Origin of the sequence: Pseudomonas sp. MPDS (assembly GCF_013283895.1) — a bacterium.
GTDB lineage: Bacteria > Pseudomonadota > Gammaproteobacteria > Pseudomonadales > Pseudomonadaceae > Aquipseudomonas > Aquipseudomonas rhizophila.
The window spans coordinates 3356095-3371401 of record NZ_CP054128.1 but is presented as its reverse complement, the minus strand read 5'-3'; the positions used below and the strand labels follow the sequence as shown (position 1 = coordinate 3371401).

The 15307-nt window shown below is 59.7% G+C and carries 10 protein-coding genes; 3 read left to right on the top strand and 7 right to left on the bottom strand.

All coding sequences use genetic code 11. The features are described 5' to 3' along the window. Positions 1-12: 12 nt before the first annotated feature. Positions 13-1470: a serralysin family metalloprotease gene (locus HQ912_RS14785; protein ID WP_076384645.1), complete on the bottom strand. Its 1458-nt coding sequence runs from the start codon at positions 1468-1470 to the stop codon at positions 13-15. Positions 1471-1805: 335 nt separating this feature from the next. Continuing rightward, positions 1806-2711: a LysR family transcriptional regulator gene (locus HQ912_RS14780; protein ID WP_173406951.1), complete on the bottom strand. Its 906-nt coding sequence runs from the start codon at positions 2709-2711 to the stop codon at positions 1806-1808. 132 nt (positions 2712-2843) lie between these two features. Between HQ912_RS14780 and HQ912_RS14775 the strand changes: the two genes are divergently transcribed. Together HQ912_RS14775 and HQ912_RS14770 are read left to right on the top strand one after the other, a co-directional pair. Then, positions 2844-4310 (top strand): MFS transporter, encoded by a 1467-nt coding sequence (locus HQ912_RS14775; RefSeq protein ID WP_173407542.1) that lies wholly within the window; start codon positions 2844-2846, stop codon positions 4308-4310. A gap of 190 nt (positions 4311-4500) precedes the next feature. After that, a complete protein-coding gene (locus HQ912_RS14770) occupies positions 4501-4779 on the top strand; it encodes a DUF1652 domain-containing protein (protein WP_047226440.1) in 279 nt (92 codons plus the stop codon). Positions 4780-4843: 64 nt separating this feature from the next. Here the strand turns inward: HQ912_RS14770 and HQ912_RS14765 are convergent, their stop codons facing one another. The 5 genes from HQ912_RS14765 to HQ912_RS14745 all read right to left on the bottom strand — a co-directional run bounded on the left by HQ912_RS14765 (position 4844) and on the right by HQ912_RS14745 (position 13919). After that, the gene (locus HQ912_RS14765; RefSeq protein ID WP_173406950.1) at positions 4844-7312 is read right to left on the bottom strand and encodes a UvrD-helicase domain-containing protein; all 2469 of its coding nucleotides are present in this window, start codon (positions 7310-7312) and stop codon (positions 4844-4846) included. Between the two features lie 225 nt (positions 7313-7537). Beyond that, complete coding sequence (gene pgm / locus HQ912_RS14760; protein WP_107322469.1) at positions 7538-9184, bottom strand: phosphoglucomutase (alpha-D-glucose-1,6-bisphosphate-dependent); 1647 nt, start codon at positions 9182-9184, stop codon at positions 7538-7540. A 91-nt stretch (positions 9185-9275) separates the two neighbouring features. Beyond that, on the bottom strand, positions 9276-10673 hold the full coding sequence (locus HQ912_RS14755) for a PLP-dependent aminotransferase family protein (protein WP_047226437.1): 1398 nt from the start codon (positions 10671-10673) through the stop codon (positions 9276-9278). Positions 10674-10721: 48 nt separating this feature from the next. After that, positions 10722-12209, bottom strand: coding sequence for a hypothetical protein (locus tag HQ912_RS14750; protein ID WP_173406949.1), 1488 nt, complete (start codon positions 12207-12209; stop codon positions 10722-10724). Positions 12210-12893: 684 nt separating this feature from the next. Then, the gene (locus tag HQ912_RS14745; protein WP_173406948.1) at positions 12894-13919 is read right to left on the bottom strand and encodes a zinc-dependent alcohol dehydrogenase family protein; all 1026 of its coding nucleotides are present in this window, start codon (positions 13917-13919) and stop codon (positions 12894-12896) included. Positions 13920-14177: 258 nt separating this feature from the next. Between HQ912_RS14745 and HQ912_RS14740 the strand changes: the two genes are divergently transcribed. Beyond that, positions 14178-15092, top strand: coding sequence for a LysR family transcriptional regulator (locus tag HQ912_RS14740; RefSeq protein WP_160892762.1), 915 nt, complete (start codon positions 14178-14180; stop codon positions 15090-15092). Positions 15093-15307 lie beyond the last annotated feature (215 nt).

Here is a 15307-nt window from a genome sequence, read left to right as displayed (position 1 = left end):
GGATCGGGGACATCAGGCCACGATATCCGAGACAGCCGCCTGGCCGACGGTACTGACCAGGAAGTCAGCCACGCCGTGCCCGGAGAAGTCCACCGACAGCAGGCTGTTGCCACCCGATGTCGACAGCACCGCATCACCCGCCGCACCGGTGAACGCATTCACGAAGTGCAGGCCCGCGCCCTGGGTGATGCCGGTCAGGTCGATCTTGTCCAGGCCGCTGACAAAATCGAGGATCTGATCGACCGCACCTGGTCGTGAGTCAGAACTGGCCGCGAACACGAAGGTGTCCGAGCCCGAACCGCCCCACAGTTTGTCGGCACCGCCCGCGCCCCAGAGGATGTCGTTGCCGGCGCCGCCCTTGAGTTCGTTGGCCACGGAGTTGCCGATGAGCAAGTCACTGCCCGAGCCGCCAATGGCATTCTCGATGGTCACCCCTTGAGCGATGGAAACGTTACCCACCATGCCGCCAACGTCGGAAAACGAGGCGCCATTGAGGTTGATCTTCTGGTTCTGCGTGAAGCCTGAAAAATCCAGGGTATCGCGGCCACCGGCGTCCCATACCGAGAACACCACTTTGTCCGAAGACGAGGATGCGCTGTAGAAGTCGCGACCGGTGTTGGAGTTGAAGCCGTAGGTCGAGTCGCCGGTCCGGGTGCTGGTGTTGGCACCGTAGAGCTTCTGAATGGCCGCAATGTCATCCATCAGCGGACCCGAGGCATAGGCTTCGACGCCGCCCTTGCTGAAGTCCTGGCTGGTGTTGGTTTCACTCCAGTAACTCATGAGGCTGTAGCCACGGGTGTCCTGACCGTAGGTGGCGTCATCGTAGGTCGGGCTGCCTTCACCGGCGTTATAGTCGCCAGGATGCGCCAGGCCCAGGCTGTGACCGATTTCATGGGTCAGGGTCTGGCGGCCATAATTGTTCAGTTCCGGATTCTTGTTCTGGGTGTAGCGGCTGTTGATCAGGTACCAGGAGGTTCCGTCATAACCGGCGCCCGTGCCCGGCAGATAGGCAAATGCCGCGGCGCCGTCCTGGCCGCTGCTGTAGTTGCCGAAGGTCATGTGGCCGTCGCCACCGCTGGCCCTTTCAGTGAACGTGACATTGGCCACGTCCGCCCAGGACTGCATGGCCAGGACCGCTTGGCCTTTCTGTTGCGCGCTGAACTGGCTGAAACCGCTGATGCCGTGCTTGTTCATGGTGCTCGAGGAGGCAGAGGTCAGGAACGTGTAGGTCAACTCAATCTTGCCGCTGGCGTCCCGGTCCTGGTAAGCCGCACCGTCGCGCAGCAACTGGGTGGCAGCTTCGTCCACCGAGTACGACGGTTTGCCGTTGACGGTCAGGTTGCCACCCCGATCGTATTGGTGGCTGAAACTATTGATCTGATTGAATGCACTGCTGGCCGCCGCCAGTGACTGCGGCGCCCAGAGCATTTGTTCGGCAGAATCAATAGCGCTGGTTTTGACTTTCGACATAAACACACTTCCTTGTTTGCAATGGAACAGTTTTTGTCAGATAGAACAATCTCTGGCGAGAGCGTCCTATCACTCGCCCAATTGAGGACGCAAGAAAACTGACACAATTGGAAATCAAACGTCCAGCGAATTTTTTTGCCCCATTTTCACACTCACGCCTTCCAACAACGGCAAAAGATACACGGCGCCCCGTTAGTACAGGTATTTCGCCGGCGACATTAAAGATTGTAGGACAAAACTCTATTTAAATATTAAATGAGGTTAACCACCTATTTGCCAATCACGTCGCACTTCTAGCAACTAAGTGCCAGCGAAACGCTACTAATTAATGGCGGCTAGATATCTATGGTTTTGCCTGAACACACTTCCCGCAGACAACCACGAAACCAGCGGTGCACAGGATCAGCATCCATTCGGGGGTGCCAAAGCATGGAAATCGTGAATGTCGGCACCGCAAACGGCAGCGCAAAGCTGTGCATGCCGGCACGCAGGCGGGTGGTATAGCGCTCAGGCACGCTGGCGATCAGGTCACTGGACCGGGCAAGGCCCAGCGCAGTGGAGAAGCCGGGGACGGTGATCGCGATCTGCCGTGTCAGGTTCAAGGACCGCAAGGCTTGATCGAGGGCGCTGTGGTCCAGGCCCCGCAAGGAAACGCCGATGTGCTCGCCCGCTGCATAACCGGCGGCACACACCTCGGCCTGGCTCAGCGGGTGATCCGCGCGCACCACGCCAATGAGGCGATCAGTGAATAACGCCTGGGTTCGTAGCTCCGGGCTGGTGTCCTTGTCCACGACGGCCGTTTCCAGGTCCACGGTGCCCTCTCGCAACGCCGTACTGTCCTTGTCGGCCTTGTCCAGGAAATGCAGGCGTACACCGGGCGCCTGTTCGCTGATACGGGCAATCAAATCGATGGCGAAGTTTTCAACAAACCCTTCCCGTGTGCGCAGCGTGAAGGTGCGGCTCAGCCGGCGCAGATCCGGCACCTGGGACGGCCGCAGCGCCGCTTGGGCATCCTGCACCAGTTGGCTGACCTGCTCGCGTAACGCCAAGGCGCGGGGTGTGGGCACCAGGCCACGCCCAGCCCGCACCAGCAGCGGATCACCCGTGGTTTCGCGCAACCGCGCCAGCGCCCGGCTCATGGCCGAGGGGCTGAGTTGCAGTCGCCGAGCGGCTCGGGCCACGCTGCCTTCTGCCAGCAAGACGTCGAGGGTAATCAGCAGATTGAGGTCGGGTTTGGACATGGCGCAGTCCTAGGTTGGAATAGGTGGCGCTGAATGCAGTTATAAAGTGCAATCCATGCGTCTTCCGCCATGTTATGCCCAGGCGTAACGTTCTGACAGCTCCATTTCAGAGCGGCAGAGCCAGAGGACATGATGAAACCAGCCAATACCCAATCCAGCCTGTCGAGCGCGACGGGCACCCAACGGGTCTTTTCACCGCGCTGGGCCTTGGCCAGCCTGTCACTGTCGACCTTGCTGGCCTCCTTGGGCGCCAGCGTGGTGACGGTCGGTTTGCCGACGCTGGCCCATGCGTTCGAGGCCTCCTTCCAGCAGGTTCAGTGGGTGGTTCTCGCCTATTTACTGGCGATTACCACGCTGATTGTCAGTCTCGGAAAATTGGGCGATTTGCTCGGGCGTGGCAGGTTGCTATTGACCGGGATCGTGCTGTTCACCCTCGCGTCGGCGCTTTGCGGCATGGCGCCCTCGCTTTGGCTGTTGGTCGCTGGTCGGGCGTTACAGGGCCTTGGAGCGGCGATCATGATGACGCTGACTTTGGCCCTGGTGGGTGAAACCGTTAGCAAGGAAAAGACCGGTAGCGCGATGGGGCTGTTGGGCACCCTATCTGCGGTGGGCACCGCCCTTGGCCCCTCTCTGGGTGGTGCACTTATCAGCGGTTTCGGTTGGCAGGCGCTATTTTTGATTAACGTTCCGCTTGGACTGCTGGCGTTCGGACTGGCCTGGCGTTCACTGCCGGCTCGGCAACCGGAGGGATCGGTCGCGCGCCCCCGCTTCGACACCCTGGGTACGCTGCTATTGGCGATAACGCTTGGCGCCTATGCCCTCGCCACGACGTTGGGCCGTGGTGACTTCGGCTGGCCGAATATTGCGCTGTTGCTGATAGCGATCCTGGGTGGCGGCCTGTTTGTCCTGGCCCAGCGGCGGGTCGCGTGGCCATTGATCCCCTTGGCGTTGCTGGAGGACCAGCGGCTGGTTGCCGGGCTGGTGACCAGTGCTCTGGTGGCAACGGTCATGATGGCGACGCTGCTGGTGGGGCCCTTCTACCTGTCCGTCGCCCTTGGATTGCCGGCGGTGCTGGTGGGGCTGGCGTTGGCGGCGGGACCGTCGGTCGCCGCGCTGACGGGGGTGCCTGCCGGGCGCCTGGTGGACCGCTTTGGCGTGCGCCCCGTGCGACTCGTTGGGCTGCTGATCATGATTCTCGGCTGCCTGATGCTGTCGCTGATGTCACCGACCCTCGGTGTGGGCGGCTATGTCGCCGCTATCGCGGTAACGACCCTTGGCTATGCGCTGTTCCAGACGGCCAACAACACAGCGGTGATGGCGGATGTGCCCGCGGGCAAGCGTGGTGTCATCTCAGGGCTGCTCAATCTGTCGCGTAATCTGGGTTTCTTGACCGGTGCATCGGCGCTCGGCGCAGTGTTTGCGCTCTCTGTACCGACGAATGGTATCGCCCAGGCAGCTCCCGAAGCTGTGGTAAATGGCTTGCATCTCACCTTCTCTGTTGCCACGTTTTTGATGTTACTGGCTTGGGTCGTCGTCTTGAAATGCCGTGAACCAGAGCCCCTGGATGGGTGTGATGACATCCTTGCCCGAAGAAAGTGAGGCCAGGATCAAAACGGTATAAGTCGTGATGCAGATCAAAAAAAGTGAACCAATCGCCAAACGACCTGAAAAAAGCCACATGACATTCATTTTCAGGTGCTATTTTTAGTTCTCACTGGTAGAGCCATGATGGCTCTTCCTTCCTGACTATGAGCAAACGGAAGCGCTTGATGAAGAAGGTGGGCAACAGATGAATAGAGGATCTTTCAGCAAGGTTACGTTTCCCAACGCCTGCCAGTTGATGCGCTGGCATTTTCATCCCATGGGATTCGAGGCCAGCATGGACGCACCGGGCAGTATGGTCGCCCGGCTGTTTGACCGTGCCAGCGGCGAGACTATGATCGCGATTGCGGGCATCCCCTGCGCGACAGTGATGAACGCCCCTGACGTGGAGCGAATAATCGAAGCGGTGGAAGCCGAGCTGGAAGCTTTCGTGCCACCAGTTGGCTTGCGACGATTTGCCTCCTGAAAAAATGAAGCCCACAGCAGTGGGCTTCTTTTTGCCTGACAGTTTTGTTCGTGCCCCGAAGTTCTCAACTGCGGGCGCGGCGATGATCGACAAAGAACGGTTTGCCGGTCCCTATCCGATCCGACGCCTTGGGCGCCTTGTTAACTTGGGTGTCCTGCCCATCGACATACCAATAGCAATGCTGCACCGCCCGGGTAATGCCGACATAGGCCAGGCGCAGAATCTCGTCTTTCTGTGCCGTGTCGTACGGCTCGGCATCGCCCTCCTGGCCAAGCCCGGCCATTCGGTAGACCTGATTCTTGTAGGGGGAACTGGTGGAGTGCTGGCAGTCACCGAGCAAAAACACCGCGTCGGCCTGAAGCCCCTTGGCGCTATGGTAGGTCATCTGCCGGAGGCGTCTTGCCGGGTACGGCAAGCTAGAATCCACATTAACTGTTGATTGAATATGCTGTTCAATCAATAGCTTATCGCTGCTTTTTCGATAGAGCATCAAGATTGAATCGCCCTTGCGGTAGTGCTCGTCCAGGCGCTTGGCCAAGCCTTCGTCGTCTCTGTCCAACACATTGACCGGGCTCAAGGTTCGAGGCGTGCCGCTGGCCTTGGCCTTTTTGCCGGGAATCGCCGCAGCCGCACGCACCACGTGTTCGGCGGCGTCAATGATGTGCTGGTGGCTGCGGTAGTTATCGGTGAGCATGACCCGGGTGTTTGCCGGTGAAGGAAACTGTTTGTTGAACGCCATGAAATAACTGGGTGAACTGCCGCGCCAGCCGTAGATCGATTGCCAGTCATCACCCACGCACAGCAAGGAGGAACGCTGGGCGCCCCGGCCGACATGCATGGCAGGGCCGCGGCTGCGCACTTCCCGCAGGCTGGCGCGAAGCCAGGAAACAATCTGCGGCGAGACATCCTGAAACTCGTCGATCATCAGGTGTGACAGAGGACGCAATGTCGCATCGCTCAGCAGCTTGAAGTTCTCTGGGGAGTGCTCACTGAACAACGCGAACATTCGGTTATAGGTCATGACGGGCGGCGACTGGTCCAGCAGGTGGTCTTCAAATGCTCGCCAGTAGCGACTCAGGGCCTCAAAGAAATAACGATCCGGGTCATCCTGGGCAAAACACATCCGGCCCACGGCGTCCGGGACGTCCAGACCCAGGTTCTCGATAAAGCCGGCCGCCGCGACGAAACAATCCAGCAACGGTGCCGAAGCCAGTTCGCCTTTTACCTTGTAATCGAACCCAGGGCCTGCGCTGGCATCCCCGGCCAACACGCTCAGTACACGCTTTGACGCCTCATAACTATCTATCCATATCAATGGCTTAGAGCAGAAAGCTTGAAACAGGGTACGCTTTACCGCCCACTCTGCGCGGATACTCAGCTTGGCGCCGGGCCGGCTGAGCCGGGCATCTTCCCGCGGGTCGAAACCCAGCATCACCCAGGCGTCCAGAGTTGGAACGTAGCCGTGGCAATGAAACGTCGCACCGTTGATCTGGAAGGCCTGACGCTTTGGCTCGATGCCCTTGATCGGCCAGGCACCGGCGCGAAACCACAGGTCTTCGATCGCATCGCACAACTCTTCATCGCGCTGGGCGGCCAGTTCGGTCACGGCCACCCGTTTCTGCACATCGGGATGGTCGCGTTCCAGCTCCCTGAGCTGCAAGGCGTGTCGGGACATCGGTTTGATCAGTTCGCGAAAACGCTCATCGCGTTGATAAAGACCGTGATAGCAGGCATTGAGTTGTTGGCGCTGAGCATCGTTGATGCGCAGCTCAAAGGGATTGCCCTGGGCGTCATCATCAGCCGTTTCGTTGCGATGGCTCAGGGTTTCAAACGCCTGGAGCCGCTCGAACCCGGGCAGGCTGCGCACCATGGGCAAGATGCGTGAATGGAAGGTCCGCACCAGATCGCGGGCTTCCTTGAGGCTGATTGTCCGCCCCCACAGGGCAAAAACTTCAATGAGCTTGTGAATGAAGTCCTTGCGCGATTCCCGCGTGAAGGTCACCACGGTCATCGAATCCAACTCAAAACCCAGGTAATGGGACAGCAGCACAAGGCGTAGCACCAGGGTTGTGGATTTCCCGGCGCCTGCGCCCGCGACGATCGAGGTAGACGGCGTATCGCTCAGGATCATTTTCCACTGCGCGGCGCTCGGCTGGGCGTGAGCGGGAAGCAATCGGGCAACATCGGCCTTGATGCGCTTCTTGAGTTCGGCGGTCAACGGCAGGCGCCAGTCATCGAACAACAGCTCATCGACTTTCGGTGCCGGGTGCTCGGTGCTTCGGAAATCTCGGATCAGCAGGACCTGCCGGCCCTCTTCCAGTCCATCGGCCTTGCCTTCCTTATAGCCGTAGTCAAAACCGGCGCTATGCCCGCTGCGAAATCCATCGGCCTGGCCGTGTAGCCAGGAAGCCCGATGCTGGGCTCGAAGTCGCGTCAGGCCATGACCCAGAAAACGCGCGGCCAGGCGCTTGAGCAGAGGCATCTGGGCCAGGGGCAGAAGTTCGGGGGGAAGATCGGGAGTGTGTTGCGACACGCTGGGGGACTCCGGTGTTCAGAACCATGGCGGCTATGGTGTCTGTATTTGCCAGCGGATTCCACCCAAAAGCTTTTAAGTCATGGATTTAGGCGATGAAGTGAAAGTGCTGTCGCACATGGCCATCAGTGTCGCCCGACCCACCTTAAGCAGGCTCGCTCCCACAGAGGCCGGCGTGCACCGTAGCGCCAATGTGGGGCGAGCCTGCTCGCGATGGGTTTTGAGTCACTGACTGGAAATGGCTCCATCGACCAATGCCTGCGCCTCGACCACCAATTGCTTGAGGTGCTCATCACCGATGAAGCTTTCGGCGTAGATCTTGTAGATGTCTTCAGTGCCTGATGGCCGCGCGGCGAACCAGCCGTTTTCAGTCATGACCTTCAGGCCGCCAATGGCCTGGTCATTGCCCGGTGCATGGCTGAGGATGCTCTGGATGGTCTCCCCGGCCAACTCAGTGGATGCAACCTGCTCCGGTGCCAGCTTGCTCAGCAGCGCCTTCTGTTGCGGGCTGGCCTTGGCATCGACGCGCACGGAGAACGGCTCACCCAGTTCATCCGTCAGGGCACGGTAGGCCTGGCTTGGGTCGCGACCGGTGCGCGCGGTCATTTCGGCCGCCAGCAACGCCGGGATCAGGCCGTCCTTGTCTGTACTCCACACACCGCCGTCCTTGCGCAGGAACGAGGCGCCGGCGCTTTCTTCGCCACCAAAGCCCAAGGAACCGTCGAACAAGCCGTCGGCAAACCACTTGAAGCCTACCGGCACTTCATACAGACGCCGACCCAGACGCTGGGCCACGCGATCGATCAGACCGCTGCTGACCACCGTCTTGCCCACGGCGGCATCGGCACGCCACTGCGGCCGGTTCTGGAACAAGTAGTCGATGGACACCGCCAGATAGTTGTTCGGCGCCAGCAAGCCGCCGGATGGCGTCACGATGCCGTGGCGATCATGGTCCGGGTCGCAGGCGAAGGCCACATCGAAACGCTCTTTGAGGCCAATCAACCCCTGCATGGCATGGCTGGAGGATGGGTCCATGCGGATCTGTCCGTCCCAGTCGACGGTCATGAAGCGGAAGGTGGAATCCACCTGGGTGTTGACCACGTCCAGGTCCAGGCGGTAATGCTCGGCAATGGCGGGCCAGTAGCGCACCCCCGCTCCGCCCAGCGGGTCCACGCCCAGGCGCAAGCCGGCAGCGCGAATGGCATCGAAGTCGATGACATTGATCAGGTCCGCCACGTAGGTGTTGACGTAGTCGTGACGGTGAGTGGTGTCGGCCTTCAGGGCCTGCTCATAGCTGATGCGCTTAACGCCGGCCAACTGGCTTGCCAGCAGCTCGTTGGCCTTGGCTTCGATCCATTTGGTGATATGGGTATCGGCCGGGCCGCCGTTGGTGGGGTTGTACTTGTAGCCACCACTCTGCGGCGGATTGTGGGACGGGGTGATGACGATGCCGTCCGCCAGACCGGTGGTGCGCCCACGGTTGTAGCAAAGAATGGCGTGGGAGATCGCCGGCGTGGGCGTGTATTCATCTGCCTCGGCGATCATCACGGTGACCCCGTTGGCAGCGAATACCTCCAGCGCGCTGGCGCCTGCCGGGGTAGACAGCGCATGGGTATCGATCCCCAGGAACAAGGGGCCGTTGATGCCCTGGGCTTCACGGTACAAGCAGATCGCTTGGCTGATAGCCAGCACATGCCATTCGTTGAACCCCAGGTCGAAGGAACTGCCACGGTGACCGGAGGTGCCGAAAGCCACCCGTTGGGTCGAAACCGAGGCGTCGGGTCGGCCGGTGTAATAGGCCGTCACCAGTCGCGGGATATCGATCAACAACTCTGCCGGTGCCGGCTTGCCCGCAAATGGACTGACTGTCATGCAAAACCTCTGAATGGAGTGGCTCGATAAAATGGATGCAGTTTACTGACAGTTCGACCGTGGCGCGATGGGTTCGATCCATCGCCCTCCATTACGATTGCTCAAGTCTCAAGGCATCGGCCAGCGCACAGAGTGCAGTATCCAGATCGTGTGAACCGCTCAAGGCGTGGGTCAGGCGCAGATGTTGTGCGTACAGCCCTTGCAAACTGAACAGTTCCCCCGGCGCAATGACGATTCGTTGCGCAAGCAGCCGCTGGAACACCCGTCGCAGATCGACGCGCCGCGAAGATCGGGTCCAGATCGTTGCGCCCCCTTGGGGCTCCAGCCATTGCAGGCTGTCCCCCAGCCGCTCGCGCAGCATTTGCGTTGTCGATAGCGCACCTTCACGCAACAATCGTCGCAGCACCAGCAAGTGCTGATCGATCCGTCCGTTGCTGTACAAACGGGCGATGGCCTTCTGGCGAATCGGTGACAGACGAAACGCGCGCAGCAGGAAATGTCGCTGCAACTCCAGCGTCAGCTGTCGCGACAACACATAGCCGTAGGGGGCCTCGGGGCCGATGGTTTTTTCGAAAGTGGAATAGACGATCAGCCGGTCGGGGTCGAGCAAGTCTCGAAAAGGCGTCACCCCGGCTTCGAACGCCAGGTCTGTATAGCTGTCGTTCTCCAGCACCCATGTGCCGTGCAGATCCAGTAAGCGCGCGACGGCGCGACGGTTGTTTTCAGGAGCGAGCGTGCCCCTGGGCATGTTCAGGACCGAGGACAGGATGACCAGGCGGACCGCTTTACTCGTCAGTAATTGTTCCAGTTGCTCGACATTGATCTCCCCATCCGCCAGCAGTGGCAGTTCGATTACGTCGATATCGGCCGCCTGCAGCAAGCGCAGGACGGTCCAGTCGCAGGGTGATTCGATCAGCACCGTGGCGCCCTTGAGCGCCAGCACGGCGATCAGAATCTCCAATACACCGCGCAGATCAGCGCCGATATAAACATCGTCGGCGTTCCAGCACCGGGCCGGCGAAGACGTGTAGCGAGCCGCCAGCGCGGTGCGCAGTTCCAGCTCGCCCCAAGGCTGCGAGGGCATTTGTGAAGAGCGCGGATACTGACGCAGCAGCTCACGCTCCAGTAACAACAGCGGGCTGTCCAGCGGTTGCATCGACGCAGGCTCGTCAGCGCTGAGTACCAGCATTCCCGGTCGTCGTGCATTGACATACAGGGTCTCGAGCAAATCATCACCGCCGCCCAGCGTCGCGACGCAGGGTACTGGCAACGCGTAATAACCGGATTTGGCGACCGAATAGACCCGCCCTTCCTTCTCCAGCAACGAATAAGCGTACTGGATGGTAGAGATCGACACGTTCAGGCGCTCGGCCAGTTGCCGTAACGACGGCAAACGCACTCGGGCGTCGGCGCCCAGTTCGTTGATCAGGGTGGTGAGGTAACGATAAACCGCCTGATACGCGAAGTCTGTTTCCCGGCAACCTTTCATGGGGTTGGGCCAGGCGACGTGGCGAATGAATCCGTCAAATCCTGCCCCTCAATGCCGTGCCGCACGTTCGCGCATGGCATCGTCGCCCTGCCCGGCTTCTTCAATGTCAATGTCATCGACAGGTTGCTGCGCATCCATCCCCGATGCCTGCTCCTGCTCCGGCGGCGTGATACTCGCCCGATACAGCTTGCCGAGCATATCGATGGACAGGCCACTGACGTCGACCATCCATTGCGCCACCTGATCGGCAATGGCCGCGCCCTGCATGGCCTTGTGCAGATTGGGCATCGCCACCAGCATGCCGGGATGACAGCAGCGCAGGAAGTGCTCCAGGCCAGCGCCTTGCTCCACGAAGGGCGCGAACAACATGCACACCAGTTGCGTTTCGTTGAGCCCCAGGGTCTTGTGCGCGTCGCTGGCGGCCTGGGCGCGCCGCTCGGGGATGGCCGTGGGTGGGCCGAACAGCATGCGTGCCTGCTCGCAGACGTGCTCGGGCAACTGCTTGCGATGCATGATCATGATCGCTCGTTGTACATAGTCGCCATAACCTGCCTCATAGCTGCGCCCCTGCAGATAACAGGCCCGCAGGCCATGCAGGTGAGCTGACAGCAGTGGGCTCAGGTATTCGTTTTCCGGCGCCGATGCGACGAGTTCATCGGTCCGCACCCGAAGGAATTCACTGAACAGCGGCCAGTTGGTTTCTTGCGAACTGTCGACGATCAGGTCGTCGATACCGATGTGACTCACGCGCCGACACGCCTCGAAATGCCCCTCGGGTTTCCACGCGCCCTCGTGGTCCTGACCATAGAAGCCCAGGTAGAGATTAGCGCCCAAGGTATCGAGTTGCGCGAAGAGACTGTCGAAACCGCTGGACGGGTCAGTCGCCAGGCCGACCTTGCGGGCGGCACGTCGAAGGCCCGACATGAACTGTTTTTGCTCGCGAGGCGTATCACTGCTGACTAACGAGTCCACGCCGCGCTCCCAGCGAGCCATATGCCGATAGAACTCCGCCATCGCCAGGTAGCCGTGATCGCCTACTTCCAAGGGGCTGTCGATCGAGCGAAGGTGGCCCAGAACCAGCGTGTCCATGCGATTGGCCTCATGCCCGGCCGCCGACAATGGCTGCTTGTGATTGAACGGCACCACCTCGCGGTTATCCGCCATCAGCAGTTCCACCCGGGGGTCGTCGTAGACGAACAGCGCGCTGTAACAGCGGTGGATGTTTTCCAGGGTCGCCTGGGTGGTTTCGCTCAGGCGTGGCGTGGCGACACGCAAGTCGAAGGTCACCGGATGCCTGCCGGCGATGCTCAACTGTGCGGCCCGCAAGGCGGTCAGGACATAAAAACTGTCCCGGCTGCCGTTCTGGACCGTCAACACACGATAGTCGCCGATCCGGTCGATGCCGCCAGCGGCGACAATTAAACGCTGGATCAAAAGCTGCAACGCCGTCCGTTCCGCGCGAGAATAAAAACCTGACAGTCGCTGCAATATCTGTTGATACACGTGATTCATTGCCTGCTCATGAATTGAACTCATAGCCATATACCTGGAAATTCAAATATCGGCGTCGCACCGGCATAGCGTGACCGGGCGACGGGTTGATCTGGAAGGTTGTTCTAGTACTGCAAAGAGTATTGGTAATACGCTCAAGCTTTGCTTGTCGTAATTATTTGATACATAAGCTGTGGAGTTCGCCCGCTTCGCCTCGGTACGTGCCTGCAAGCCCATGAGGCATTGGGTTTCAGCGATTCCGCCCTGCGTCCTAGGAAGATTCCGACAGCATCCTTCAGACAACGAGTACGAAAAACAAAGAACATGCCTAACTTCAATTGTCCCCCTGCCCCAGTCAGTTTTTCCCACAGTCGATTGATGGCGTTAAAACAATTAACGCTTGATGCACCTTTGCCCGAAGGATGACGATTCTCTAGAAACTTGTACTGCGCCACGACTTCTTCCTTGAGATGGAAATCAGCGTTCAATTATCAGGACTTAAATAACGATTAGAAGATACAGATTGAGGGCAAAAACCAGTTCAGTTCTCTGGGGATTAAACGCTTTTTGGGTGTTGAGTGAACTGGACCGCCCAGGCGAAGGCGTGATTGCCGCGCACCATGGCGTCATTGCCGAACGGAGCGGCAATGGCAGAAGAAAGGAAGGAAAGCAGGTTCAGGCCGAAGGCAGCGCAAGAGTCGCCATGCTGACTCTTGCGCGGAGGAGGAATCAGGCGGGGTCGACTACCTGAAGGGCAACGCGTTCACGGCAGGGGCATTCGCCCATGTAACGGTGGGCTTCGACAAACTCGGAGAATGGAAACACCCGGGTCTTGAGGGGCAACAGCACGCGATCGGCGGTCAGTTGATTGATATCACGCAGCGCCCGCTGCAATGCAACCTGATCCTGGATGATGCCCAGTTCCGGCTTGCCGGTAAAATTGCCGATGCAGTGCACAAAGAACTGAATGTTCTTCTGGAACGCCGCACAGGCCGGGAACGGCGTCTGGTTGCCGCCTTGCAAGCCATACAGCACCAGGCTGCCCCGCGGCGCCAGCACATCACCGAGCAGCGACATTTGCGGCCCGCCGAGGCCATCGAACACCACATCGACGCCACGGTTATCAGTGAGCTTGTTGATTTGCATCAGCAAGTCCTGCTCTTCGGTGACGATGACTTTTTCGGCGCCGAGCGACAGCAGGTACTCACGCTCATCAGCGGTCTTGGTGGCCGCGATCACCCGTACACCCAAGGCCTTGCCCAGTTGCACGAAGGATGGTCCGGCGCAATGACTGGCATCAGTGACCAGGGCAAACTGCCCCGGCTTGACCCTTGCCAGGTCCACGTAGGCGAAATAGGCGATCAGCAGTGGCGTGTAGTGCACAGCGGCTTCGATCGGGGTGAGCACGTCGGGATAACGGGTCAGCGCGGTACGCGGCAACACGATGATCTCACCGTACACCGGGTAATCGTTAGGGCTCTCGGCAGGGAAACTGGCAACTTTGTCGCCTACAGCCAGGTCGTCGACACCGTCTCCGACAGCCGTCACCACCCCAGCCATTTCATGACCAAGGCCCGACGGCAGGCGCGCCTGGGACGACTTCAGATTCTGGCGCCACAGGGTGTCATACCAGCTGATGCCGATCGCTTCGACACGGACCTGCACTTCTCCTGGCGCAGGAAGAGCCGCCGCATGCTCTTCGCATTTGAGCACCTCGGCACCACCAAACTTGTGAAAACGGATCGTGCGGGACATCGCAAACCTCGTCAAAGTAACCTCTAATGCCATGAACTCTATCCGGGCTTTGTACCCAAGACCATCAGTGGCTATTAATAGTCGACATGCCTGTCATTGATTCCGCAGCAAGAAAATGAACCCAGTCTTGTAGGGCCTATCCCTAAGAAAAAGCAATTAGCCGGTGCAGAGTACCAGTCTTTCCCCGTAAGATTCATGCCGGTCATTGTTCTCATATGGCCGCTCACGTCAAGCTTGCTGAATCTGCCAGGACCCCAGATGAATCGTAATGACCTGCGTCGTGTCGACCTGAACCTGTTGATCGTGTTCGAAACATTGATGCATGAACGCAGTGTGACCCGAGCCGCCGAGAAGCTGTTCCTCGGCCAGCCAGCCATCAGTGCCGCGCTGTCACGGCTGCGCAACCTGTTCGATGACCCGCTGTTCGTGCGCACCGGTCGCAGCATGGAACCGTCGGCCCGGGCGGTCGAAATCTTCGCCCTGCTCTCCCCAGCCTTGGATTCGATCTCCACGGCGGTCAGCCGCGCGGCGGAGTTCGACCCGGCCACCAGCACCTCGGTGTTCCGCATCGGCCTGTCGGACGACGCCGAGTTCGCGCTGTTGCCGATGCTGCTCAAGCGCCTGCGGGCCGAAGCTCCGGGGATTGTCCTGGTCGTGCGCCGGGTCAACTACATTCTGATGCCGGGCTTGCTGGCGTCCGGTGAAATCTCCATCGGCGTCAGCTACACCGAGGATCTGCCGGCCAACGCCAAGCGTAAAGTCTTGCGGCGCAGCATGCCCAAAGTGCTGCGGGCCGACACTGCGCCGGGTCGGCTGACCCTGGACGAATTCTGTGCCCGGCCCCATGCGCTGGTGTCCTTCGCCGGGGACCTGAGCGGTTTCATCGATGAAGAGCTGGAGAAACTGGACCGCAAGCGTCACGTGGTATTGGCCGTACCGCAGTTCAATGGCCTGAGCACGCTGCTGGCGGGCACTGACATTATCGCCATCGTGCCCGACTACACCGCCGACGCACTGACCGCCGCTGGCGGCGTTCGCGCCGAAGACCCACCGATTCCGGTGCGCAGCTTCGAACTGCACATGGCCTGGCGCGGCTCCCAGGACAACGACCCGGGTGAGCGCTGGTTGCGTTCGCGGATTCAGATGTTTTTTGGCGATCCGGAAAGCCTGTAACAGAACTCCACCGAGTTTCGAAAAACGTTTAATACGACTGCACCGCAACGCGGTCCTATTTACACAGGTGTTGAGTGGCCTTAACAGCTTCAGTCGTTGAAACAGTCATGGCGCACTCAACAACGGATTACGCTCTCGACCTCGCAAAATCCTAGGCTAGAGCTCTGATTTCTTCAGACTAAAACCTGTGTGGCATCACACTCTCCACTCCGCTG

Coding starts and splice junctions, on each gene's coding strand:
- HQ912_RS14785 (WP_076384645.1), bottom strand. CDS start 1,470: ATGTCGAAAGTCAAAACCAGCGCTATTGATTCTGCCGAACAAATGCTC.
- HQ912_RS14780 (WP_173406951.1), bottom strand. CDS start 2,711: ATGTCCAAACCCGACCTCAATCTGCTGATTACCCTCGACGTCTTGCTG.
- HQ912_RS14775 (WP_173407542.1), top strand. CDS start 2,844: ATGAAACCAGCCAATACCCAATCCAGCCTGTCGAGCGCGACGGGCACC.
- HQ912_RS14770 (WP_047226440.1), top strand. CDS start 4,501: ATGAATAGAGGATCTTTCAGCAAGGTTACGTTTCCCAACGCCTGCCAG.
- pgm (WP_107322469.1), bottom strand. CDS start 9,184: ATGACAGTCAGTCCATTTGCGGGCAAGCCGGCACCGGCAGAGTTGTTG.
- HQ912_RS14755 (WP_047226437.1), bottom strand. CDS start 10,673: ATGAAAGGTTGCCGGGAAACAGACTTCGCGTATCAGGCGGTTTATCGT.
- HQ912_RS14750 (WP_173406949.1), bottom strand. CDS start 12,209: ATGAGTTCAATTCATGAGCAGGCAATGAATCACGTGTATCAACAGATA.
- HQ912_RS14745 (WP_173406948.1), bottom strand. CDS start 13,919: ATGTCCCGCACGATCCGTTTTCACAAGTTTGGTGGTGCCGAGGTGCTC.
- HQ912_RS14740 (WP_160892762.1), top strand. CDS start 14,178: ATGAATCGTAATGACCTGCGTCGTGTCGACCTGAACCTGTTGATCGTG.